The organism is Pantoea sp. SM3 (assembly GCF_000963995.1).
In the GTDB taxonomy this organism is placed as follows: Bacteria; Pseudomonadota; Gammaproteobacteria; order Enterobacterales; family Enterobacteriaceae; genus Pantoea; species Pantoea rwandensis_B.
In genome coordinates this window covers 161,323-183,556 of record NZ_JZRD01000001.1, presented here as the reverse complement: position 1 = coordinate 183,556, position 22,234 = coordinate 161,323, and the positions used below count along the sequence as shown (strand labels likewise).

Below are 22,234 nucleotides of genomic sequence, written 5' to 3'. Positions count from 1 at the left end.
ATCACTATGGCTGACAACAAATTAAGCGTTACCGAACTGCACAAGCGTTACGGTGAACATGAAGTTTTGAAAGGCGTATCACTGCAGGCGAACGCCGGCGATGTGATCAGCATTATTGGCTCGTCCGGTTCCGGGAAAAGTACCTTCTTACGCTGCATTAACTTCCTCGAAAAGCCGAGCGAAGGCACCATTTCGGTCAACAACGAGCAAATCAATCTGGTGCGTGATACCGATGGACAGCTGAAAGTGTCCAACAAAGAGCAGCTGCGTTCACTGCGCACTCGTCTGACCATGGTGTTCCAGCACTTCAATCTGTGGAGCCACATGACAGTGCTGGACAACGTCACCGAAGCGCCAATCCAGGTACTGGGGCTGAGCAAAGCCGAAGCGCGTGAGCGTGCGATTAAATATCTGGATAAAGTCGGCATTGATGAGCGTGCGCGCGCTAAATATCCGGTGCATCTTTCCGGCGGTCAGCAGCAGCGTGTGTCCATTGCCCGCGCCCTGGCGATGGAGCCGGAAGTGCTGCTGTTTGATGAACCGACTTCTGCGCTCGATCCCGAGTTAGTTGGCGAAGTGCTGCGCATCATGCAGAAACTGGCTGAAGAGGGTAAAACCATGGTGGTGGTGACGCACGAGATGGAGTTTGCTCGTCATGTTTCCAATCACGTGATTTTCCTGCATCAGGGCAAGATTGAAGAGCAGGGCTCGCCAGATGAACTTTTCGGCAACCCGAAAAGCCCGCGCTTGCAGCAATTCCTGTCGGGATCGCTGAAGTAATTGACCAGGTCGCCATCAATGGCGACCCTACTAATGTAGGGTGCGCAGTATGCGCACCTGGCCAATCGCCGCACGGGCGAGATGAGGCATCGGTGCGTACCTGGCCAATAATCGCACGGGCGAGATGAAGCATCGGTGCGTACCTGGCCAATCGCCGCACGGGCGAGATGAAGCAGCGATGCGTACCTAGCCGATAATCGCACGGGCGAGATGAGGCATCGATGCACAACTGGCTAATAATCGTACGGGCGAGATGAGGCAATGGTGCGCGTACGGTTACTCTCGCATTAACTTCAGCGCCGTATCTTCATCGGTTACCAGTCCCGATACCCAGCCACCCTGCAACGCAGCCCGAATCGCCGGGTATTTCCGCTCGCTGCCGGAAAAGCCAATGATCTTGCGCTGTGTCTGGCTCTCCAGCAATACGCTGGTCAGTAGCTCATCGGTTTCGCCCCACACGCGCTCACCTTGCTGATTGAAAAAATGACCGAGCATTTCGCCCACCACGCCGCGCGCATTCAGCGCTTCAACCTGCGCATCGGTAATAAATCCTTCGGCATTTAACGGACAGCCCGGCATCACTTCCCCAATACCAACAAAGGCCACGTCCGCCTGCAATGCGCGATCGGTGACGCGCTGATACACCTGATGCTGCACCCACATTGCTTTATCCTGTGGTGTGTCGGCGTAGAGCGGCGCAGGAATGAAGAAATATTTGCCTTGCATCTTTTCGGCCATTTTCAATGGCACATCGTAGCGGGTACCGGAATCATCGCGTGCAATCGCCCCAATCATCGAAACGCACTGATGCTGCGGGCGGTCCACCCACGGCAATGCATCGATCATTGAGCGTAGCGTCTTGCCCGAACCAATGCCGAACACCTGCGGCGTTTCCTCATTGATAAACTGTGACATCACCGCCGCGCCTTCTACCGCCAGCATTTGTTGAATGGCGTCATCATTCAGATTGGCCGATGGCACCACGCGGCACAGATCCAGACCAAATTTCTCCTGCACCTCGCGCGCCAGCTGCAAACAGTGCGTGACGGGATGATCGATTTTTACGCTCACCATGCCCATCTCACGTGCGCTGGAGACAAGGCGCTGCGCGACCTGACGTGATAATCCCAAGGCCTGCGCAATCTCCTGCTGTGTTACGCCTGCAACGTAATACATCCACGCGGCACGTGCGGCCAGCTCCTGCTTTTTCTCTTCTCTGCTCATCACGCTGTTCCGTCAAAATCGATGCGTCATCTTAGCGCGTGTTTTACGAAAAGCACTAACTGAGCAAAAGCCCTAAAAAAGAGCAAAAGTATTATTTGTGATAAGGCTCGCAGAAAGAACCTCTCCACGCGCACTATGCTACTGGCTATCGGGCAAATGCCCTTTTTTGTGGCAAATGTTTAATTGAGGCGATTATGACCAATCAATCAGTGTGGATGCACATCGGCGCGGGATCATTTCATCGGGCACATCAGGCGTGGTATCTGCATAAACTGCGCGAGCAGGGAGACGAAAGCTGGAGCATCGCGCTCGGCAATATTCGCAATGACGCTGTACCGCTGCTCAATCAGTTAGCGGCGCAGAACGGCGAATATGTGCTGGAAACCGTGACGCCTGAAGGTGAGCGCGACTATGAAACTATCACTTCGCTGCGCAAAATCTTGCCGTGGGACAGTGAAATCAGCGCGCTGGTTGAGCAGGGGGCCAATGCGGAAACTCGTGTAATTGGCTTTACCGTGACTGAAGCGGGTTACTACCTGACGCCTGAATTCACCCTGGATCTTAACCAGGCAGACGTGAAGGCCGACCTGAGCGGCGATATCCGCACTATTTATGGCGCACTCAGCCGTATCCTGACGCAGCGTGTTGTGCAGGGCGGCGCGCCAGTCACACTGCTGAACTGTGACAACCTGCGCCATAACGGCGAGCGTTTCCGTGAGGGGTTCCTCGCCTTCCTTGCGGCCAAAGGCGATGCCGCGCTAGCCAATTGGGTGCGCACGCAGACCACTTCACCGAATACCATGGTCGATCGCATCACACCGCGCCCTACGCCGGATGTGGCGGAGCGCGTGCAAGCCGCAACCGGCAAACAGGATCGCGCTGCGGTGATGGCGGAGTCCTTTATTCAGTGGGTGATTGAGGATGACTTTATTGCCGGGCGTCCGGCGCTGGAAAAGGTCGGCGTTGAGCTGGTGGAATCGGTGCTGCCGTGGGAAGAGGCGAAAATCCGCATCCTCAATGCGACGCATGCCGCGATTGCCTGGGCGGGCACGCTGATTGGCTTGAACTATATCGATGACAGCACACGTCATCCGGCGATTTATCAACTGGCGCATGACTACGTCACTCAGGATGTCATTCCCTCCCTGTCGCCCAGCCCGCTTGATTTAGCCGATTACCGCGACGTAGTGCTGGCCCGCTTTAGCAACCCATACATCAAAGACACCAATCAGCGCGTGGGCGCTGATGGCCTGTCCAAAATTCCCGGCATGGTGACGCCAACCCTGCAAGAGTGCTACCAGCGCGGTGCACAGCCCAGCGCAACGGCGGTGATTCCGGCGCTGTTCTTCCTGTTTATGCAGCGCTGGGCCAATGACGATCTGCCGTATTCCTATCAGGATGGCGCGCTACAGGCCGATGCGCTGCGTAAACAATTTGCCAGTGCCGACCCGCTGGCGTCCTTCCTGAGTGACAGCGCGCTGTTTGCGGAACTGGCCAATGACAAGGCTTTTCATGCGCTGGTGACGCGTCGTGTTGAGAGTTTGCAGCAGTGGCTGAAACAGCCAGAACTGGCGGCGGTGTAATCATGTATCTCGGCATCGATATCGGCACCTCAGAACTTAAAGCGCTGATCGTTAATATAGACGGCGAGATTGTGGCGTCTCAGCACGCCACGCTGGCTGTGCAGCGCCCACATCCCCACTGGGCAGAACAGGATCCCGAACGCTGGTGGCAAGCTTGCACCGAGGTGCTGGCGGGATTGCGTCATCAATCCCCTGATGCGTGGGCCGAGATTCGCGCTATCGGCTTATCCGGTCAGATGCATGGCGCTGTGCTGCTGGATGCGGACGGCAAGGTGTTGCGTCCATGCATCTTGTGGAACGACACACGCAGTGCGCCGCAGTGTGATGTGCTGCATAAATGCTATCCGCAGATGATGGCGATCAGCGGCAACATGATCATGCCCGGCTTCACCGCGCCGAAACTGCGCTGGGTGGCAGAGCATGAGCCGGAGATCTTCAGCCGCATCGATAAGGTTTTGCTGCCAAAAGATTACCTGCGTTGGCGCCTTACCGGGCGCTTTGTCAGTGAACCCTCCGATGCTGCCGGCACGTTGTGGCTGGATGTGGCGCAGCGTGACTGGTCTGATGAACTGCTGGGCATCACCGGGCTGACGCGCGCCCAGATGCCCGAACTGGTGGAAGGCAGCGCGGTGAGTGGCCGTGTGCAACCGGCACTGGCGAGCGAGTGGGGCTTATCCACTTCAGTGACGGTGGCGGGTGGTGGCGGTGACAATGCCGCTTCAGCGGTTGGCGTGGGCGCAGTGAATCCGGGCGATGCCTTTATTTCACTGGGCACGTCCGGCGTGATCTTCGTGGTGAACGATCGCTTACAGGCCGATCCCCAATCCGGTGTGCATGCCTTCTGCCATGCGCTACCGGGCCGCTGGCATCAGATGAGTGTGATGCTCAGCGCCGCCAGTTGTCTGCGCTGGCTGTGCAATCTGCTGTCGGTAAGCGAAAGCCAACTGATGGAGGAGATGGCACAGCTCAGTGATGAACAACTGCGCTGCGCACCGGTTTTCCTGCCTTATCTGTCTGGTGAGCGCACGCCGCATAACGATCCTGACGCCTCCGGTTCTTTCTTCAATCTACGCCATGAAACGCCGCGTGCCTTGCTGGGCTATGCGGTGATTGAAGGTGTGGCATTTGGGCTGGCGGATGGGTTAGCCGTGCTCGGGGACGCTCAGCATCACATTCAGCAATGCAGCCTGACCGGCGGTGGTGCGCGTAGCACGCTGTGGGCACAGCTGATTGCCGATGTGCTGCAACTGCCTATCGTCACCCATCCGGCCAGTGCATCCGGTGCGCTGGGCGCCGCGCGTTTAGCGTGGCTGGCGGATGGCGGTCTTGAGCATGAGGTTTGCCTGAAACCTGCAGTACAGGCGCGCTATCAACCGGACGCGACGCGCGGTGCCGTGCTGCAACAGCGGCTGCGTCTGTTCCGCGAACTCTACATCCAACAACAACAGGTGCGCAGCTTGCTGCCTGCATAACGGCTTACCGAACAGAAGGTGATTGTGATGCAATCGAACGAATACTGGTTTGGCTTACCGAAAAAGATGTTCTGGGGCTTCCTCGCTATCGCGATTTTTATGGCGGGTGATGGCTTTGAAATGGCGTTTCTGTCGCGCCATATCACGGATATGGGCTTTACGCCTGCGCAATCTGCGGTGGTGTTTACTTTCTATGGTTTAGCGGCGGCGCTGGCGGCTTGGGCGTCTGGCGTGGTGGCAGAGCTGATCACCCCGCAGCGCGCGATGATGATTGGCTTTGTGCTGTGGATCGTGATGCATGCGCTGTTTATGTCGCTGGGGCTTGGCCTGCGCAACTACCCGCTGATGGTGCTGTTCTACGGCATCCGCGGGCTGGCTTATCCGCTGTTTATCTACTCGTTCATGATGATGCTGGTGCAGGTCTTACCACGTGAGAAACTGGCAGCAGCAACCGGCTGGTTCTGGGCAATGTATTCCGTCGGCATCGGCGTGGTTGGCAGCTATTTGCCAAGCCTGACCATCCCGATGCTGGGAGAAACCGGGACACTGTGGCTGGCGATTATCTGGGTGGCCTGTGGCGGTATTCTGGCGTACTTCAGCTTGCGCAACGTGCCGGTGGATCGCTCACGTGTGAATTTGCCGATGCGTGACAAAATGACCGAGATGTCGCGGGCCGTGACCATCCTGTTCACCAACCAGCATGTGTTTTATGCCTGCCTGATTCGCATCATCAACACGCTGTCGCTGTTTGGTTTTGCCATCATCATGCCACTGCTGTTTGTCGATCGTCTCGGCTTCACCATCTCTGAATGGCTGCAGATCTGGGCAGTGTTCTTCTTTGTCACCATTTTCACCAACATCTTCTGGGGCATTACCGGTGAGAAGCTAGGCTGGATCCGTCAGGTACGCTGGTTCGGTTGTTTGGGGATGGCGATCTCCAGCCTGATGTTTTACTACCTGCCGCTGTATGCCGGTCACAACTTCTGGGTGGCGCTGATTCCGGCAGTGATGCTGGGGATCTTTGTGGCGGCATTTGTACCGATGACGGCAGTATTTCCGACGCTGGAGCCGCATCACAAAGGTGCCGCCGTCTCGATCTATAACCTGTCGGCGGGCCTGAGCAATTTCGTGGCTCCGGCTATCGCCTCAGTGATGTTGCCGTTCTTTGATATTGTCGGGGTGGTATGGGCTTACACCGCGCTGTATGTGTTTGCGGGTGTACTCACCTTTATCATTCGCGTGCCGCAGCCGGGACACACGCGTGAAGAGAGGGCGGTGAAATCGCGAGTAGCGGAACAACGCAGCTAAGCGAAAAAACGGCGGCTCAGGGCCGCCGTCTGTTTATCAGACTACATCCTGCAGCGCTTCCTGCAAATCATACCAACGGAAGCCAAAACCCGACTCCTCCAGCCGTTTCGGCAAAACATGCTGCCCACCCAGCACCAGCACGGCGGATTCTCCCATCATCAACTTAATCGCGCTGGCTGGGGTGCGCATAAACGCCGGTCGATGCATCACGTGGCCGAGTGTGGCGGCGAACTGTTCATTACGCACCGCATAAGGTGCAACCATATTGAACGGTCCGTTCAGGTGATTATTGTCGATCAGCCAGATGATGGCGTTAACCAGATCGTCAATGTGAATCCACGGCAGATACTGCTTACCGCTGCCAATGGGGCCGCCGACACCCAGCTTGAACGGCAGCTTCATTTTCGCCAATGCGCCGCCTTCCTCGGCTAACACTACGCCAGTACGTAACAGGCACACGCGGGTGCGATCGCTCTGTGCGTTAAGCGCCAGTTGCTCCCAGCGCGCGCATAGAGCATGGGTAAACTCATCGTGACCAGGATCATCTTCCGTTAATACCAGATCGCCGGTATCACCATAAAAACCGGTCGCGGATCCGGAAATTAAAAAATGCGGTGGATTGCTGCTGGCGTGGATCAACGAAACGATTTGTTCGGTAATCTGCCAGCGACTTTCACACAGCCGCTGTTTCTGTTGTTCGGTCCAGCGTTTATCGGCGATCGGCTCGCCTGCCAGATTAATCACGCCATCAATACCGTCGAGATCGGTTTGCTGATTGATACCGGACCACAGCGAAACGCGAGGATCCAGTTTGTCCCGTGCCGCCGCGACATCTCGGGTGACGACATTCACCTGATGTCCGAGCAACAGCAGACGCGGTATCAAATGGCGGCCTATCAAACCTGTGCCACCGGTAATAAGCAGGTGCATGCTGAGCCTCCTTGTAATTTATTTTCTGCTCAGACTGATCATAGAAGAGAAGCGCACGGATAGCGTGACAGCGCTTACGCTAATGAAGAAAAAGGGAAAGTTTGTGTTGGCCTTAAGGTCAAAGATCCGACCAGCACACCATTGCCTTAACAAATAAAAATCGGTAAATAGAAAGCACACCTGATGCTTATTGAGGCAGCCGATGAACTACCCATCCATCACCTTGTGGTCCGATGCATCCTTTTTTAGCCCTTACGCTATGTCGGTCTATGTTGCACTCACCGAGAAGGGCATTCCCTTCACCCTGAAACGCGTGGACTTAGCGCAAAACGCACAGCTTGATGATGACTATCGCGCGCTGTCGCTCACCTGCCGCGTGCCCACGCTGCAAATTGATGATCTGGTGCTCAATGAATCTTCAGCGATTGCTGAATACCTTGAAGAGCGTTTTCCGGCCCCTGAATTTGAGCGTCTCTATCCGCGCGATCGTGAAAAGCGTGCGCATGCGCGTGAAGTGCAGGCGTGGTTGCGCAGTGATTTAATGGCGCTGCGTGCTGAACGCCCGACGGAAGTGCTGTTTGCCGGCGAGCGCTTTGCGCCATTAACTCCGGCAGGCGAGCAGGCGGCCAGCAAGTTGATTGCGGCGGTTCAGCGCCTGCTACCGGATGGACAACAAAACCTGTTTGGGGAATGGTCGATTGCCGACACCGATTTGGCGGTGATGATTAACCGCCTGGCACTGCATGGCGACACGTTACCGGTGAAATTGCAGCATTACGCCGAGTTTCAGTGGCAACGCGCGTCAGTGCAATTGTGGCTGGCCGAATCAGGCAAATCGCGCTAAGCACGAAGAGCCTTGCGGAGGCGAAAAGAACGCTTTACCTTACCGCTCATTCTAATAAGGCATCGCAAACAGGCGCGTGCTGGGCACGCCGAAAACAGAAAAGGGTTACGGATGGTGGATCAAACGGCAGATAGCGGTATCGAGTGGGTTGATATCGTTAGTGAAGAGAACGAAGTCATTGCGCAAGCCAGCCGTGCGCAGATGCGTGCGCAGAATTTGCGTCACCGTGCGACCTACATCGTGGTGCATGATGGTATGGGCAAAATTCTGGTGCAGCGTCGTACTGAAATCAAAGACTTCATGCCGGGTATGCTCGATGCGACCGCCGGTGGCGTGGTACAGAGTGGTGAGGACCTGCTGGAATCTGCACGCCGTGAAGCGGAAGAAGAATTGGGGATCGCCGCAGTACCGTTTGCCGAACATGGTAAATTCTACTTCGAAGATGAACACTGCCGCGTCTGGGGCGGATTGTTTAGCTGTGTATCACATGGCCCATTCGCCATGCAGGAAGAAGAAGTGGATGAAGTGTTCTGGATGACGCCAGAAGAGATCACTGCACGCTGCGATGAATTCACCGATGACTCGCTCAAAGCCGTATCACTGTGGCTGAGCCGCAACAGCGATGCCGCGCGTCGCAAGCAGAGCAGCGAATCCTGATTCCCGCTACGTTCGAACAAGGCGCCCAACGGCGCCTTTGTTGTTTCTAATGCTCACGCAAAATGTCTTTGAGCAGTTGCAGGGCCTTATCAAACTGTGGCTGCGGAATCGTCAGCGGATAAAGAAAACGGATCACATTACTGTGTACGCCACAGGTCAGTAAAATCAGCCCTTGTGCCAGCGCCTGTAACTGAATCGCTTTGGTGATTTCTGCTGATGGTCGGCCTGAGTCATCCTGAAACTCTGCCGCAACCATTGAGCCGTACCCGCGCACCTCAGCAAGGGATGCGCATCCTGCACTCCGCAAAGTGGCACTGAGTTGTTCGCCCAATTGGTTAGCGCGTGCGCACAACTGCTCTTCATCAATAATATCCAGCACGGCATGCGCGGCGGCTATCGCGGGCGGGCTGCCCGCATAAGTGCCACCTAAACCCCCCGGTTCAGGGGCATCCATCACTTCGGCACGCCCGGATACGGCCGATAACGGAAACCCGCCCGCCAGACTTTTTGCCATGGTGATCAAATCTGGCTGCACATCGTAATACTCACTGGCGAACAGCTTGCCGGTGCGCGCAAAACCGCTCTGAATCTCATCGGCGATTAACAAAATGCCGTGACGATCGCACAAGGCGCGTAACGCAGATACAAACGCTGGCGGCGCAATATAAAAACCGCCTTCGCCCTGCACGGGTTCGAAAATGATCGCCGCCACCTGCTGTGGGCTGATATCACTGCGGAAAATGGCCTCAAGACTCTCCAATGACTGATGCACGCTCACGTTGTGCAGCGCATTGGGATACTGGGCGTGAAATACCGAACCGGCGAACGGCCCAAAGCCGGTTTTGTAAGGCACGACCTTACCCGTCAGTGACATCGTCATATAGGTGCGACCATGAAATGCGCCTGTGAACGCGATAATGCCGGGACGCCCGGTCGCCGCGCGGGCAATCTTCACCGCATTCTCCACCGCCTCCGCGCCGCTGGAGAAAAAAGTGGTTTTCACTGCGCCGCTTATCGGAACGCACTGGTTAAGCCTTTCAGCGAGATGAATATAGCTTTCATAGGGGATGATCTGAAACGCGGTATGGGTAAAACAATCCAACTGCTGTTGCACGGCCGCCATCACTTTCGGATGACGATGCCCGGTATTCAGCACCGCGATACCCGCCGCGAAATCAGTGTATTCGCGCCCTTTCTGATCCCACACCGTGGCGTTTTCCGCCTTGACCGCATAGAAATCACACATCACACCCACGCCGCGCGGCGTGGCCTTCAATCGACGAGTGTGCACATCACTGTTGCTCATCATTAACCTCGCAATTCACGGGGGACTGTCATCAGTGTGAGCGGCAGGATGTTTTTTCGCCAGTGAACAACTGCGTGAAAATCGCCTCGTTATATAAGGTCCCAATGCGAAGGTGTGTACCCTAAAAGCGATGATGAAGTTTGAAAGGCAGGGAAGGAGAGTGCCCACTAAAACACACGCTAGATCCGCTCTTCACAAACGGTAAGAACGCGGAGGTTTGCAGCACAAAAGCGATGATGAAGTTTGAAAGGAAGGAAAGGAGAGTGCCAACAGAAATGCACGAGAACCCTTCTCACAAAGGGTAAGTATGCGAAGGTGTGCACTGCAAAAGCGATGGTGAAGTTTGAAAGGCAGGGAAGGAGAGTGCCAACAGAAATGCACGAGAACCCTTCTCACAAAGGGTAAGAATGCGAAGGTGTTCACTGCAAAAGCGATGATGATGTTTGAAAAACAGGGAAGGAGAGTGCCAACAGGAATGCACGAGAATCCTTCTCACAAACGATAAGAATGCGAAGTTGTGCACTGCAAAAGCGATGATGATGTTTGAAAGATAGGGAAGGCCAGTGCGAAGAGCGAAGCGTCCGCGCCATGGACGGCGCGGCCGATCTGCAGGGATGCGTTTATCCTTCGCGATCGGACTGGCCTTCCCTGTCGATTGCACCCAGCCTGCAGCAACGATTGCCCCCAGCCCCCAGCAAAGACAGCACCAGGCAATCTACCGGTCGCATCCCACCAAACTGGCAGCAAAAAAAAGAGCACAAGGTTTAACCCTCATGCTCTCTACACTCAGCAGGAAGAAAATAGACTTAACCTTCTGCCTGCTGTGACTGAATCGCGGTCAGTGCGATGGTATAAACAATGTCATCCACCAATGCGCCACGTGACAAATCGTTCACCGGCTTGCGCATACCCTGCAGCATCGGCCCGATGGAAATCAGATCGGCCGAACGCTGAACCGCTTTGTAAGTAGTGTTACCGGTGTTCAGATCCGGGAAGATAAACACGGTTGCACGACCTGCAACGGCAGAGTTCGGTGCTTTCGACTTCGCCACGTCTTCCATAATGGCGGCGTCATACTGCAACGGACCATCGATCACCAGATCAGGACGTTTCTCCTGAGCAATACGCGTCGCTTCGCGTACCTTCTCAACGTCACTACCCGCACCGGAATTACCGGTTGAGTAGGAAATCATCGCCACGCGTGGATCGATACCAAAGGCTTTGGCGGAATCCGCAGACTGAATTGCGATCTCTGCCAGCTGTTCTGGATTCGGATCCGGGTTAATCGCACAGTCGCCATACACCAGCACCTGCTCAGGCAGCAGCATAAAGAACACTGAAGACACCAGCGAACTGTTTGGAGCGGTCTTGATCAACTGCAACGGCGGACGAATGGTGTTAGCGGTGGTATGCACTGCACCCGACACCAAACCGTCCACTTCGCCGCGTTCCAGCATCATGGTGCCGAGCATCACGTTATCTTCCAGCTGCTCCTGCGCGACCACTTCGGTCATGCCTTTGCTCTTACGCAACTCAACCAAACGCGGCACATAATTCTCGCGCACCACTTCTGGATCGACAATCTCAATGCCCTGGCCCAGCACCACACCCTGAGCGGCAGCCACACGCTGGATCTCGTCAGGGTTACCCAACAGTACACAAGATGCAATGCCACGCTCGGCGCAAATCGCAGCGGCTTTCACCGTACGCGGCTCGTCACCTTCTGGCAGCACAATGCGTTTGCCGGCTTTACGTGCCAGCTCGGTCAGTTGATAACGGAAGGCTGGTGGAGACAGACGACGGCTACGCTCGGACGTGGCAGTGAGTGATTCCACCCAATCGGCATCGATAAAGCTGGCCACATACTCCTGCACCTTCTCAATGCGCTGGGTATCATCTGCAGGAACTTCCAGATTAAAGCTCTGCAGGCTCAGTGAGGTCTGCCAGGTATTGGTTTTCACCATAAACACCGGCAGGCCGGTCTGGAAGGCACGTTCACACAGACGCGCAATCGGTGCTTCAATCTGATAACCACCGGTCAGCAACACGGCACCAATCTCAATACCGTTCATGGCGGCGAGACACGCTGCAACCAACACGTCTGGACGATCGGCTGACGTCACCAACAGTGAACCTGGGCGGAAGTGCTCCAGCATATGCGGAATGCTACGTGCGCAGAAAGTCACCGATTTCACGCGGCGGGTCTGGATCTCACCTTCGTTAATAATCTCTGCATTCAGATGGCGGCACATATCGATGGCACGCGTCGCGATCAGATCGAAACTCCAGGGCACACAGCCGAGAATCGGCAATGGACTGTTAGCAAACAGCTGCTTAGGATCGATATTGGCAATATTCGCTTTGGTCGAATCATCGAAAATTTCAGACAGGTCAGGGCGCGTACGACCCTGCTCATCCACTGGCGCGTTCAGCTTATTAATGATCACGCCGGTGATGTTCTTGTTCTTACTGCCGCCAAAGCTGCTTTGCGTTAATTCAATGCGCTCTTTCAACTGCGCAGGCGAATCATTGCCCAGCGCCGTCACGAACACGATTTCTGCATTCAGGGTTTTAGCGATTTCATAGTTCAGTGAAGAGGCAAACTGATGCTTACGCGTTGGCACCAGCCCTTCCACCAACACCACTTCCGCGTCTTGCGCATTCGCGTGGTAGTTAGCAATGATCTCTTCCATCAACACGTCTTGCTGGTTCGAACCCAACAGTGACTCAACGCGTGACATCTGCAGCGGTTCAGCGGCAGGGATCGCGGAGTTCTTACGAATGATGGTGGTGGTTTGATCTGGCGCATCGCCGCCCGCACGTGGCTGGGCAATCGGCTTGAACACGCTCAGGCGAACGCCTTTGCGCTCCATGGCACGAATCACGCCGAGGCTGACGCTGGTCAGGCCGACGCTGGTGCCGGTAGGGATGAGCATGATTGTACGTGACACTATAAAAACCTCTCAGGTGTTGCAGACTAGCCAAAACAACTCCGTCAGCCTGAGCTGACGGAGAGAAGTGTATTTAGGCGGTCAGACGCGCGGCGTCCTGGGCGATGACCAACTCTTCGTTGGTTGGGATCACCACGGCCGGGCGGGTGCCCTCTTTGTTGATAAAACCAGACTTACCAAAGCGGGCAGCAAGGTTACGCTCGTGATCCACTTCGAAGCCCAGCAATGCGAGTTTTGCCAATGACAGCTCACGCACCATCGCCGCGTTCTCACCGATACCACCGGTGAACACCACGGCATCCAGACGACCTTCCATCAACGCGGTATAGCTGCCGATGTATTTCGCCAGACGGTGGCAGAACACGTCCATCGCACGCTTAGCATCTTCTTTAGTCGCGTAGTTGTCTTCAACATAGCGGCAGTCACTGGTGACTTCGGTCAGACCCAGCAGACCAGACTCTTTGGTCAGCAGCTTGTTGATCGCATCCACGCTCATACCCAGCGTGTCATGCAGGAAGAACACGATCGCCGGGTCGATATCACCACTGCGGGTGCCCATGACCAGACCTTCCAGCGGCGTCAGACCCATGGAAGTATCGACGCACTGACCGTTGCGGATAGCCGAAACGGAACCGCCGTTGCCGAGGTGGCAGGTGATGATGTTCAGTTCGTTGACTGGCTTGTTCAGCATTTTGGCGGCTTCCTGCGTCACATAGTAGTGGCTGGTGCCGTGTGCGCCATAGCGACGAACGCCGTGCTCTTTGTACAGTTTGTACGGCAGAGCATAAAGATAAGACTCTTCCGGCATAGTCTGATGGAATGCCGTATCAAAAACCGCCACATTCTTATCTGACAGGTGCGGGAAATTCTTCAACGCTTCGTCGATGCCGATCAGATGTGCCGGATTGTGCAGCGGGGCAAAAGAGGAAGCATCTTTAATACCCTGAATCACTGATTCATCGATGATGACCGATTTAGTCAGCTGCTCGCCGCCGTGAACGATACGATGGCCGATTGCAGCGATTTGTGCCGAAAGCTCTGGTTTTTGTGCCAGAATAGTTTTAACAATGAAGTTCAGCGCTTCACTGTGCGCTGCACCTGCGCCGAGAGGCGCTTCTTGTTTGCTGCCTTCCAGTTTCCATTTGATACGCGCTTCAGGTAAATGGAAACACTCCGCCAGACCTGACAGATATTCGTCACCGGTGGCTGGATTGAGGATGGCAAACTTAAGTGAAGAGCTGCCGCAGTTCAGAACCAGTACTAACTTCGTTGACATGGAAGTACCTATTGATTAAAGAGTGGCTAAAAATAACGCAATCAGACTAACAGCGTAGCCCATGAATGCTGGTAGATTAATGATTAACATCATGCGGTAGTCAAAAAGAGACCGACATGCAAAAAAATTTCGGTAATTTTACGCAGATTTTTGAAATCTGCTTAGCGAAACATGGCTCTAAACCGCTCTTTTATTGAGCTGTAGCTTCGGGTAATGTTGCTAAAACGGCGTCAGAATACCCACTGTCACCCGCAAAGACAAAATCTTTTGAAGGATGTCACGTAAAGTTGTGTAGTTATCATTTTATTTTAATCGTTGCAGAATTAGTTGAGGTCTATCATGGCGAATGACACAAGCAATCCCGGCTGGTTTGGTTTATTCCAGAACGGTCAGCGTTACATGAAGACCTGGCCAGCCGACAAACGACTGGCACCGATGTTCCCTGAAAACCGCGTGGTGACGGCAACGCGTTTTGCCATCCGCTTTATGCCCCCGCTGGCGATATTCACCCTGACGTGGCAAATCGCCATGGGCGGGCAGTTGGGACCGGCGATTGCCACCGCATTGTTTGCCTGCAGTCTGCCGATGCAGGGATTGTGGTGGCTGGGTAAACGCTCCATCACGCCATTGCCGCCGACTTTACTGCACTGGTTCCACGAAGTGCGCGCAAAACTGGAAGAAGCGGGACAAGCGATTGCCCCCGTTGATGGTAAACCGACTTACCAGGCGCTGGCCGATGTGCTGAAGCGCGCCTTCAAACAACTCGATCGTACCTTCCTCGACGATCTTTGATCGATCATCCCCTTTTACTGCCAGAGAATGTGTGCAGTAACCGGGTTTAAATCAAAGAAAAGTGATGCGGGCAAACACGCATCGCTTTCCTTGTGTAATCATTTATCCATTGTTTAAATCTTAAGCGGCCGTGATGGCCCGGGAGCGAACCGTGGAAATGACCCATGCACAACGACTGATCCTCTCCAATCAATACAAAATGATGGCGATGCTTGAGCCTGAAAATGCGGAGCGCTATCGCCGCTACCAGACCATCATCGAACGGGGCTACGGCCTGCAACTGCGCGAACTCGACAAAGAGTTTGGCGAGCTCACGGAAGCCACCTGCCGCCAGCTCATCGATATTATGGAAATGCACCATGCGCTGCATGTCTCCTGGTCGAATCTGAAAGAAGCCAGTACTATCGAAGAGCGCCGTCTGGCATTTCTCGGTTTTGACGCGGCCACCGAAGCACGCTATCTCGGCTATGTGCGCTTCATGGTGAACGTGGAAGGGCGCTACACCCAGTTTGATTCCGGTACGCATGGCTTCAATGCCCAGACGCCGATGTGGGAAAAATACCAACGCATGCTGGCGGTGTGGCACACTTGTCCGCGTCAGTATCATCTTAGCGCGAACGAAATCGCGCAGATTCTCAATGCCTGAATAAGGAGCGACGCGTGAAGTACAGGGGTTTTCTGTTTGATTTGGACGGTACGTTGGTGGATTCATTGCCTGCGGTGATCCGCGCATGGTCATTGTGGGGCGAGCGCCAGGGTATTGCGGCGGAAGAAGTCCTGAACTTCATACACGGTAAGCCAGCTATCAATTCATTGCGCCATTTTATGGCAGGACAGTCTGAAGAGGCGATTCAGGCGGAGTTTCTGTGGCTTGAACGTTTAGAAGCAGAAGACACGCAGGGCGTGCAAGCGATTCCGGGGGCGAAGGCATTGCTCGCCACGCTTAACGAACTGCAGATTCCCTGGGCGATTGTGACCTCAGGATCGATCCCGGTGGCTCACGCGCGTCACAAAGCGGCAGGTTTACCCATGCCGGAAGTGTTCATTACCGCAGAAAACATTAAATTGGGTAAACCGAACCCGGAGCCGTATCTGCTGGGTGCTGAACGCCTGGGGCTGCCTGCAGCGGAATGCGTTGTGGTTGAAGATGCTCCCGCCGGCATTATTGCCGGGCTGGAAGCGCGCAGTGCAGTGGTTGCCGTCAATGCACCCACGGATGCCCCGCGCCTGAATGAAGTGACCTGGCAGGTGAAAACACTGGAACCGCTGGTGGTTTCCCGTGCAGAAAACGGCACGTTTACGCTTTCTGCCAACATCTGACAGAACGGGCCATAGCGGCCCGTTTTTTATAATGGGGTATCCTGAGAAATTTCATCCAGCGAGAGACTAAAGCTTGGAATGAATATCTCTACAAAGTAATCCATTTCTGGGGAACGACGCTGTGACAGTGTTTTCTCCAGGCGTGCCTTGGCCAGCAAAAACTCGTTATTTCCTGCTGACAGCTCTTCCAGACATTTCACGTAGGCGCACAGCGCGTCAGCCTGTTTCACCACCGCTTGTTCACTTTCGCTATGCAAATGCTCGTCAATCAACAGACGGTAGGCATCCTGCAATTCCGGCGGCAACATCTCGATCAACTTCTGCTGGGCGATCTTTTCGATCTTTTTGTACTCATGCGCAATTTGCGCGTTGTAATACTTCACCGGCGTGGGTAAATCACCGGTCAGCACTTCACTGGCATCGTGATACAGCGCCAGCATCGCAATACGCTCTGCATTGAGATTGCCGTTAAATTTTTTGTTTTTGATGATGGCCAACGCATGCGCCACCATCGCCACCTGAAGACTGTGTTCAGAGACATTTTCGGTGCGCACGTTGCGCATCAATGGCCAGCGGTTAATCAGTTTAAGACGGGAGAGATGGGCGAAAAAGTGGCTACGGGTCATAGACGGTTCCTGTTCTCACGGCGGGGAAGGAGTGCCTTCCCCGAGATGAAAACAGTATATACCCTTCATACTTCGGGTTGCATGTGCGTGAGCTGAGTTCACTCACCCAAGTCGCTCACGCAGGTAAGCAACCGGGATTCATTCACTTGCTGCCTTCATGCATTGCGGGTCAGTGTGTCAGACTACTGACGATAGCCTTGCAGGAAACGACCAAATTTATTGATCGCCATTTCCAGATCATCAACACGTGGCAAGGTGACGATGCGCACGTGATCCGGCCATGGCCAGTTAAAGGCGGTACCCTGAACCAGCAGCACTTTCTCTTGTAACAGGAAATCCAGCACCATTTTTTGATCGTCAAAGATGTTGAATTTCTTTGGATCGATGCGCGGGAACATGTACAAAGCACCTTGCGGTTTCACGCAGCTGACGCCCGGAATATCGTCAATCAATTCCCAGGCACGTTGGCGCTGTTCATACAAACGACCACCAGGTGCAATAAACTCGCTGATACTTTGATAGCCGCCTAGCGCTGTTTGAATCGCATGCTGAGCAGGTACGTTGGCGCACAAACGCATCGACGCCAGCATTTCCAGCCCTTCGATATAGCCCTTAGCGTGTTTCTTCGGACCGTTTAACACCATCCAACCCTGACGGAACCCCGCAACACGGTAGGTTTTCGACAGGCCATTAAAGGTCACGGTCATCAAATCCGGCGCCAGTGCCGCAATCGAATGGTGCTGTGACTCGTCGTACAAAATCTTGTCGTAGATTTCGTCAGCGAAAATGATCAGGTTATGCTGACGCGCAATCTCCACCACTTCCATCAGCAGTTCTTTGCTGTACACCGCACCCGTTGGGTTGTTCGGGTTGATGATGACGATGCCACGCGTGCGCGGGGTTATCTTACTGCGGATATCGTCCAAATCCGGGAACCAGCCCGCAGACTCATCACACAGATAATGCACAGCTTTACCGCTCGACAGCGACACGGCTGCCGTCCATAACGGATAATCTGGCGCAGGTACCAGCATCTCATCACCACTGTTCAGCAATGCTTGCATCGCCTGCACAATCAGTTCAGAGACACCGTTACCAATGTAGATATCTTCGACGGTAACATCGCGCATATCACGCGCCTGGTAGTGCTGCATAATCGCTTTACGCGCCGAATACAGCCCTTTTGAATCACAATAGCCTTGCGAACTCGGCAGGTTGCGAATCACATCAACCAAAATTTCATCAGGGGCTTCAAAACCAAACGGGGCAGGGTTGCCGATGTTGAGTTTGAGAACTTTATTACCTTCTTCTTCCAGACGCTTAGCTTCTTTCAGTACCGGGCCACGGATGTCATAACAGACATTTTCCAGCTTGCCGGATTTATCAATTTGAAAATTCATCATTACCGCCTTAACGGGCAGAGTCCTTTAACCTGCCACCAAAATCAAACCTGCCCAATTTACTCCTCTCATTGTCACAAAAGAAGGGCGGCTTAAGGTTTTGGCGCGTTTGCCAATGATTCCCGCCTCGGGTGGCGCAAAACGCAGTATATGAGGGTTAATCTGGTTAATAACTCTATTGGTGGGTATTTTTATAATACAAAATGCTAATGGTTTGTGCTGGTGCTGTAAAGCCGCTAATCCATAGGTATTGGAGGTCATTAAGAAATTTTTTATTTACATCCTGCAAAAAAAACCATTAGCGACCTGATGAAATAGTTAAAGAAATCTTGTTGGATGTCGAAGAACTAAACAGTGCCGTTGCAGCCATCGCTGGTGCCATTGAATGTCACGCATTCTTAATCAGTTTAAGGTGGCAGCATGAAGCGCTGCGAAGTGACCTATTCTGAACACAGCAGCCGTTTAAATAGCATTTACACTGTAACTTTAACGCTGCTGCAGCAGTTTAAGAACCTGGATGGTTAAAAAATGAGCGGCATTGTGGCAGGATGTAGCGGAAAAGGGATTTGGTCAAAAAATGCGATGATTTGATCGAAAACATTTCCCTTTAAAGCGTAAAAATGATTAAGTATAATTTATTATTTGATGCACTTTATCGCTTCGCATCAGCATAACATGATGTTATCTCTTTTTGACCCGCAGGCCGTTTTCGCGGGAAACTAGACAACTACGCAGCTTCCAGCACCTGTGCGACATACGTCTTCGGACCCGAAGTTGTTCTGTCTTATTAGACGGCGCTCCTCTGAATACAGAGTGACGTATCCGTCGGCATCCGCCTGACACGATTTTTCCATGACAGCTCCACACAGGGCTGTCATTAAGCACCATTACCTCTTATCTATTTGATAAGTAGGGTAATACACCAGGGTAGTAGTTTCAAAAAATCTTATAAGTGAAGAAAAAACATGATTAATGCAAATCGTCCGATACTGAATCTCGACCTCGATCTGCTGCGTACTTTTGTTGCTGTTGCTGACTTGAATACTTTTGCGGCGGCGGCTGCAGCAGTGTGCAGAACGCAATCCGCAGTAAGTCAGCAGATGCAACGTCTGGAACAATTGGTAGGTAAAGAGCTGTTTGCCAGACATGGACGTAATAAACTGTTGACGGAGCATGGCATCCAGTTGCTCGGCTACGCCAGAAAGATCCTTCGTTTCAATGACGAAGCGTGCACCTCTTTAATGTACAGCAACATCCAGGGCGTACTGACCATCGGCGCCTCCGATGACACTTCCGATACCATTCTGCCGTTCCTGCTTAACCGCGTAACGTCGGTCTATCCGAAGCTGGCCATTGATGTGCGCGTCAAACGCAACCCGTTCATGATGGAAATGCTGAATCAGGGTGAGGTTGATCTGGTTGTCACCACGTCCAGTCCTGGTAATTTCACCCATCAGGTCCTGCGTACCTCACCTACGCTTTGGTACTGTGCTGCGGATTACATCTTCCAGCGCGGCGAAGCCATTCCACTGGTGCTGCTGGATGAACCAAGTCCGTACCGTGACATGGCGATCGATCATCTGAATGAAGCGGGCATCCCATGGCGCATTTCGTATGTTGCATCAACGCTGGCAGCGGTGCGTGCGGCAGTGAAAGCGGGTCTGGGTGTTACAGCACGTCCGGTTGAGATGATGAGCCCAGAGCTGCGTGTGATGGGTGCAGCTGAAGGGCTGCCGGTATTGCCGGATACTCAGTACCTGTTGTGTCGTAATCCAGACAGTGATAACGAGTTGGCGCTGGCGATCTTCAATGCGATGCAGTCGACCAACGATCCTTACAATCTGACGGCAAATCCAGATGGCACCCTGCTGTTGGATGACGAAGAGTAAGGAGAACAATAGCGGGTTATTCCTTCATATTGGAATACCGGTTAATTGTTAAAACTTATTAAAATGAGCCTTAGACTGATAAACCTCAGCTAAGGCTCTTTTTATGCATTTTAATTCACGCTTTCAAACGCGATTCGCCATCAATAATATTCCTGACTTCCTGAAAAATTGAGATTGTTCCATTTTTGCTCAAACTGGAACTTCTTTATCATTCCGTGCCATCTTTCCCAGGGCATTTGCCTGTACCAATCGCCGATTTTTACAGCAAAAAACACCATTATGTGTTCTGGATCAAAAAAATACCCCCTATAAGGGGGGGGAAATCCCTGTAAGACCTGTCAAAATATGATTGTTAAATGCACGATCCATGCATGTGAATACCCGCTACACTGAATTTAACCTCACAAACTGAAGCGATTTAGCTGGTATGATGGGGTTCGTTTGTTAATAATATGCTACGGGTGTTAATTAATGTTTGGATGCTTTTGTCAAAGTTGACAAAAGGTTATAGAAAGGAGTAAAAAACCCCATAAAATTGCTGCTTATTTGATAATGACAGCATAGTTTACAAGGTTTTTTATCCTTCCCTTGAATTCATGTGGTGTGTTTGCTGCAACAGTGCAGGATGCCAGCGCCACTTTTGATGAGTAAGCAAAGAGTATGTCGACAACCACAGAAGTGATCGCTCATCACTGGGCGTTTATTGTTTTTATTGTTATTGCATTTGGCCTGTGTGCCTTCATGTTGACCGGCGGTTGGTTGTTAGGTGGTCGTGCACGGGCACGCCATAAAGACACCCCGTTTGAATCGGGTATCGAATCTGTCGGTGATACTCATATTCGCCTCTCCGCTAAATTCTATCTGGTTGCGATGTTCTTCGTTATTTTCGACATCGAAGCCCTCTATTTATACGCATGGTCGACTTCAATCCGTGAAAGCGGTTGGGTTGGCTTTGTCGAAGCCGCAATTTTCATTTTGGTGCTATTGGCAGGCCTGGTTTATCTGGTGCGCATCGGTGCACTGGATTGGGCTCCTGCGCGTCGTCGCGTAGTGGTCAAATCAATCCCGGTCAGCCACAACCACACCAACCCTCATAAGCAGTAAAAGCGAGGCAATAAGATGGACTACACGCTGACACGCGTAGACCCGAACGGCGGCGGTGATAACGATCGTTATCCTCTGCAGAAACAGGAGATTGTTACCGATCCCCTGGAGCAGCACGTTCATCGCAGCGTCTACATGGGCAAGCTCGAGCACGCCCTGCATGACATGGTGAACTGGGGTCGTAAGAACTCTCTCTGGCCGTATAACTTCGGCCTTTCCTGTTGCTACGTGGAAATGACCACGTCATTCACTGCGGTGCATGACGTGGCACGTTTTGGTGCGGAAGTTATGCGTGCCTCTCCACGTCAGGCTGACTTTATGGTGATCGCCGGTACGCCCTTTACCAAAATGGCGCCGGTTATTCAGCGTTTGTATGACCAGATGCTGGAACCGAAATGGGTGATCTCCATGGGCGCTTGTGCAAACTCGGGCGGCATGTACGACATCTACTCTGTGGTGCAGGGCGTGGATAAATTCCTGCCGGTTGACGTGTACATCCCGGGCTGCCCACCGCGTCCTGAAGCTTACATGCAGGCGCTGCTGTTGCTGCGTGAGTCGATTGGCAAAGAGCGCCGTCCACTGTCGTGGGTGGTGGGTGATCAGGGCGTTTATCGCGCCAATATGCAGCCAGAGCGTGAGAGAAAACGCGGCGAGCGTATTGCCGTCACTAACCTGAGAACGCCAGACGAAGTTTAAGCTTCCCGTACACGGATGGCACAACGGCCGCAGCAGAACATCACAATTTAATGTGCGCCGCCATCCTGACGCCTTC

At 53.3% G+C, this 22,234-nt stretch carries 20 protein-coding genes; 12 read left to right on the top strand and 8 right to left on the bottom strand.

All coding sequences use genetic code 11. From position 1 onward, the window contains the following. Positions 1 to 6: 6 nt before the first annotated feature. Positions 7 to 780 (top strand): histidine ABC transporter ATP-binding protein HisP, encoded by a 774-nt coding sequence (gene hisP, locus VI01_RS00770; RefSeq protein WP_038645703.1) that lies wholly within the window; start codon positions 7 to 9, stop codon positions 778 to 780. A gap of 276 nt (positions 781 to 1,056) precedes the next feature. On the opposite strand, the gene VI01_RS00765 is transcribed toward hisP, so the two are convergent. Continuing rightward, on the bottom strand, positions 1,057 to 2,004 hold the full coding sequence (locus VI01_RS00765; RefSeq protein ID WP_045813657.1) for a sugar-binding transcriptional regulator: 948 nt from the start codon (positions 2,002 to 2,004) through the stop codon (positions 1,057 to 1,059). Between the two features lie 194 nt (positions 2,005 to 2,198). Between VI01_RS00765 and dalD the strand changes: the two genes are divergently transcribed. From dalD to VI01_RS00750, 3 genes are read left to right on the top strand one after another with little or no spacing between them, the layout of a single operon-like run. Then, the gene (gene dalD / locus VI01_RS00760; RefSeq protein ID WP_045813656.1) at positions 2,199 to 3,587 is read left to right on the top strand and encodes a D-arabinitol 4-dehydrogenase; all 1,389 of its coding nucleotides are present in this window, start codon (positions 2,199 to 2,201) and stop codon (positions 3,585 to 3,587) included. Positions 3,588 to 3,589: 2 nt separating this feature from the next. Further along, the gene (xylB, locus tag VI01_RS00755; protein WP_045813655.1) at positions 3,590 to 5,059 is read left to right on the top strand and encodes a xylulokinase; all 1,470 of its coding nucleotides are present in this window, start codon (positions 3,590 to 3,592) and stop codon (positions 5,057 to 5,059) included. A gap of 27 nt (positions 5,060 to 5,086) precedes the next feature. Then, a complete protein-coding gene (locus VI01_RS00750) occupies positions 5,087 to 6,367 on the top strand; it encodes an MFS transporter (protein ID WP_038645712.1) in 1,281 nt (426 codons plus the stop codon). A 36-nt stretch (positions 6,368 to 6,403) separates the two neighbouring features. Here the strand turns inward: VI01_RS00750 and VI01_RS00745 are convergent, their stop codons facing one another. After that, positions 6,404 to 7,297 carry a TIGR01777 family oxidoreductase gene (locus tag VI01_RS00745; protein WP_038645715.1) on the bottom strand — a complete coding sequence of 298 codons (894 nt, stop codon included), beginning with the start codon at positions 7,295 to 7,297 and terminating at the stop codon, positions 6,404 to 6,406. Positions 7,298 to 7,499: 202 nt separating this feature from the next. Between VI01_RS00745 and yfcF the strand changes: the two genes are divergently transcribed. Both yfcF and yfcD read left to right on the top strand, forming a co-directional pair. Continuing rightward, the gene (yfcF, locus tag VI01_RS00740; RefSeq protein WP_038645717.1) at positions 7,500 to 8,141 is read left to right on the top strand and encodes a glutathione transferase; all 642 of its coding nucleotides are present in this window, start codon (positions 7,500 to 7,502) and stop codon (positions 8,139 to 8,141) included. A 111-nt stretch (positions 8,142 to 8,252) separates the two neighbouring features. Next, positions 8,253 to 8,798 carry an NUDIX hydrolase YfcD gene (gene yfcD / locus VI01_RS00735; RefSeq protein ID WP_038645719.1) on the top strand — a complete coding sequence of 182 codons (546 nt, stop codon included), beginning with the start codon at positions 8,253 to 8,255 and terminating at the stop codon, positions 8,796 to 8,798. A gap of 46 nt (positions 8,799 to 8,844) precedes the next feature. On the opposite strand, the gene VI01_RS00730 is transcribed toward yfcD, so the two are convergent. The 3 genes from VI01_RS00730 to ackA all read right to left on the bottom strand — a co-directional run bounded on the left by VI01_RS00730 (position 8,845) and on the right by ackA (position 14,331). Then, positions 8,845 to 10,104, bottom strand: coding sequence for a 4-aminobutyrate--2-oxoglutarate transaminase (locus VI01_RS00730; protein WP_045813695.1), 1,260 nt, complete (start codon positions 10,102 to 10,104; stop codon positions 8,845 to 8,847). Positions 10,105 to 10,910: 806 nt separating this feature from the next. Beyond that, the gene (pta, locus tag VI01_RS00725; protein WP_182058733.1) at positions 10,911 to 13,055 is read right to left on the bottom strand and encodes a phosphate acetyltransferase; all 2,145 of its coding nucleotides are present in this window, start codon (positions 13,053 to 13,055) and stop codon (positions 10,911 to 10,913) included. Positions 13,056 to 13,128: 73 nt separating this feature from the next. Next, the gene (gene ackA / locus VI01_RS00720; RefSeq protein WP_045813654.1) at positions 13,129 to 14,331 is read right to left on the bottom strand and encodes an acetate kinase; all 1,203 of its coding nucleotides are present in this window, start codon (positions 14,329 to 14,331) and stop codon (positions 13,129 to 13,131) included. A 339-nt stretch (positions 14,332 to 14,670) separates the two neighbouring features. Here ackA and yfbV point away from each other — a divergent pair, with 339 nt between their 5' ends. The 3 genes from yfbV to VI01_RS00705 all read left to right on the top strand — a co-directional run bounded on the left by yfbV (position 14,671) and on the right by VI01_RS00705 (position 16,443). Continuing rightward, on the top strand, positions 14,671 to 15,123 hold the full coding sequence (gene yfbV, locus VI01_RS00715; protein ID WP_034825085.1) for a terminus macrodomain insulation protein YfbV: 453 nt from the start codon (positions 14,671 to 14,673) through the stop codon (positions 15,121 to 15,123). Between the two features lie 151 nt (positions 15,124 to 15,274). Next, positions 15,275 to 15,769: a YfbU family protein gene (locus VI01_RS00710; protein WP_045813653.1), complete on the top strand. Its 495-nt coding sequence runs from the start codon at positions 15,275 to 15,277 to the stop codon at positions 15,767 to 15,769. A 14-nt stretch (positions 15,770 to 15,783) separates the two neighbouring features. Continuing rightward, positions 15,784 to 16,443, top strand: coding sequence for a sugar phosphatase (locus VI01_RS00705; RefSeq protein ID WP_045813652.1), 660 nt, complete (start codon positions 15,784 to 15,786; stop codon positions 16,441 to 16,443). Between the two features lie 26 nt (positions 16,444 to 16,469). Here VI01_RS00705 and yfbR read toward each other — a convergent pair whose 3' ends face one another. The 3 genes from yfbR to VI01_RS25285 form a co-directional block, all read right to left on the bottom strand. Then, the gene (yfbR, locus tag VI01_RS00700; protein WP_045813651.1) at positions 16,470 to 17,069 is read right to left on the bottom strand and encodes a 5'-deoxynucleotidase; all 600 of its coding nucleotides are present in this window, start codon (positions 17,067 to 17,069) and stop codon (positions 16,470 to 16,472) included. A 182-nt stretch (positions 17,070 to 17,251) separates the two neighbouring features. After that, a complete protein-coding gene (locus tag VI01_RS00695) occupies positions 17,252 to 18,469 on the bottom strand; it encodes a pyridoxal phosphate-dependent aminotransferase (RefSeq protein WP_045813650.1) in 1,218 nt (405 codons plus the stop codon). A 27-nt stretch (positions 18,470 to 18,496) separates the two neighbouring features. Then, positions 18,497 to 18,730 carry a hypothetical protein gene (locus tag VI01_RS25285; RefSeq protein ID WP_156149323.1) on the bottom strand — a complete coding sequence of 78 codons (234 nt, stop codon included), beginning with the start codon at positions 18,728 to 18,730 and terminating at the stop codon, positions 18,497 to 18,499. A gap of 704 nt (positions 18,731 to 19,434) precedes the next feature. Here VI01_RS25285 and lrhA point away from each other — a divergent pair. From lrhA to VI01_RS00680, 3 genes are all read left to right on the top strand, one after another. Beyond that, the gene (gene lrhA, locus VI01_RS00690) at positions 19,435 to 20,358 is read left to right on the top strand and encodes a transcriptional regulator LrhA (protein WP_045813649.1); all 924 of its coding nucleotides are present in this window, start codon (positions 19,435 to 19,437) and stop codon (positions 20,356 to 20,358) included. 660 nt (positions 20,359 to 21,018) lie between these two features. Further along, positions 21,019 to 21,462: an NADH-quinone oxidoreductase subunit A gene (locus tag VI01_RS00685; RefSeq protein ID WP_045813648.1), complete on the top strand. Its 444-nt coding sequence runs from the start codon at positions 21,019 to 21,021 to the stop codon at positions 21,460 to 21,462. Positions 21,463 to 21,477: 15 nt separating this feature from the next. Beyond that, a complete protein-coding gene (locus VI01_RS00680) occupies positions 21,478 to 22,158 on the top strand; it encodes an NADH-quinone oxidoreductase subunit B family protein (protein ID WP_007889318.1) in 681 nt (226 codons plus the stop codon). Positions 22,159 to 22,234: the final 76 nt, after the last annotated feature.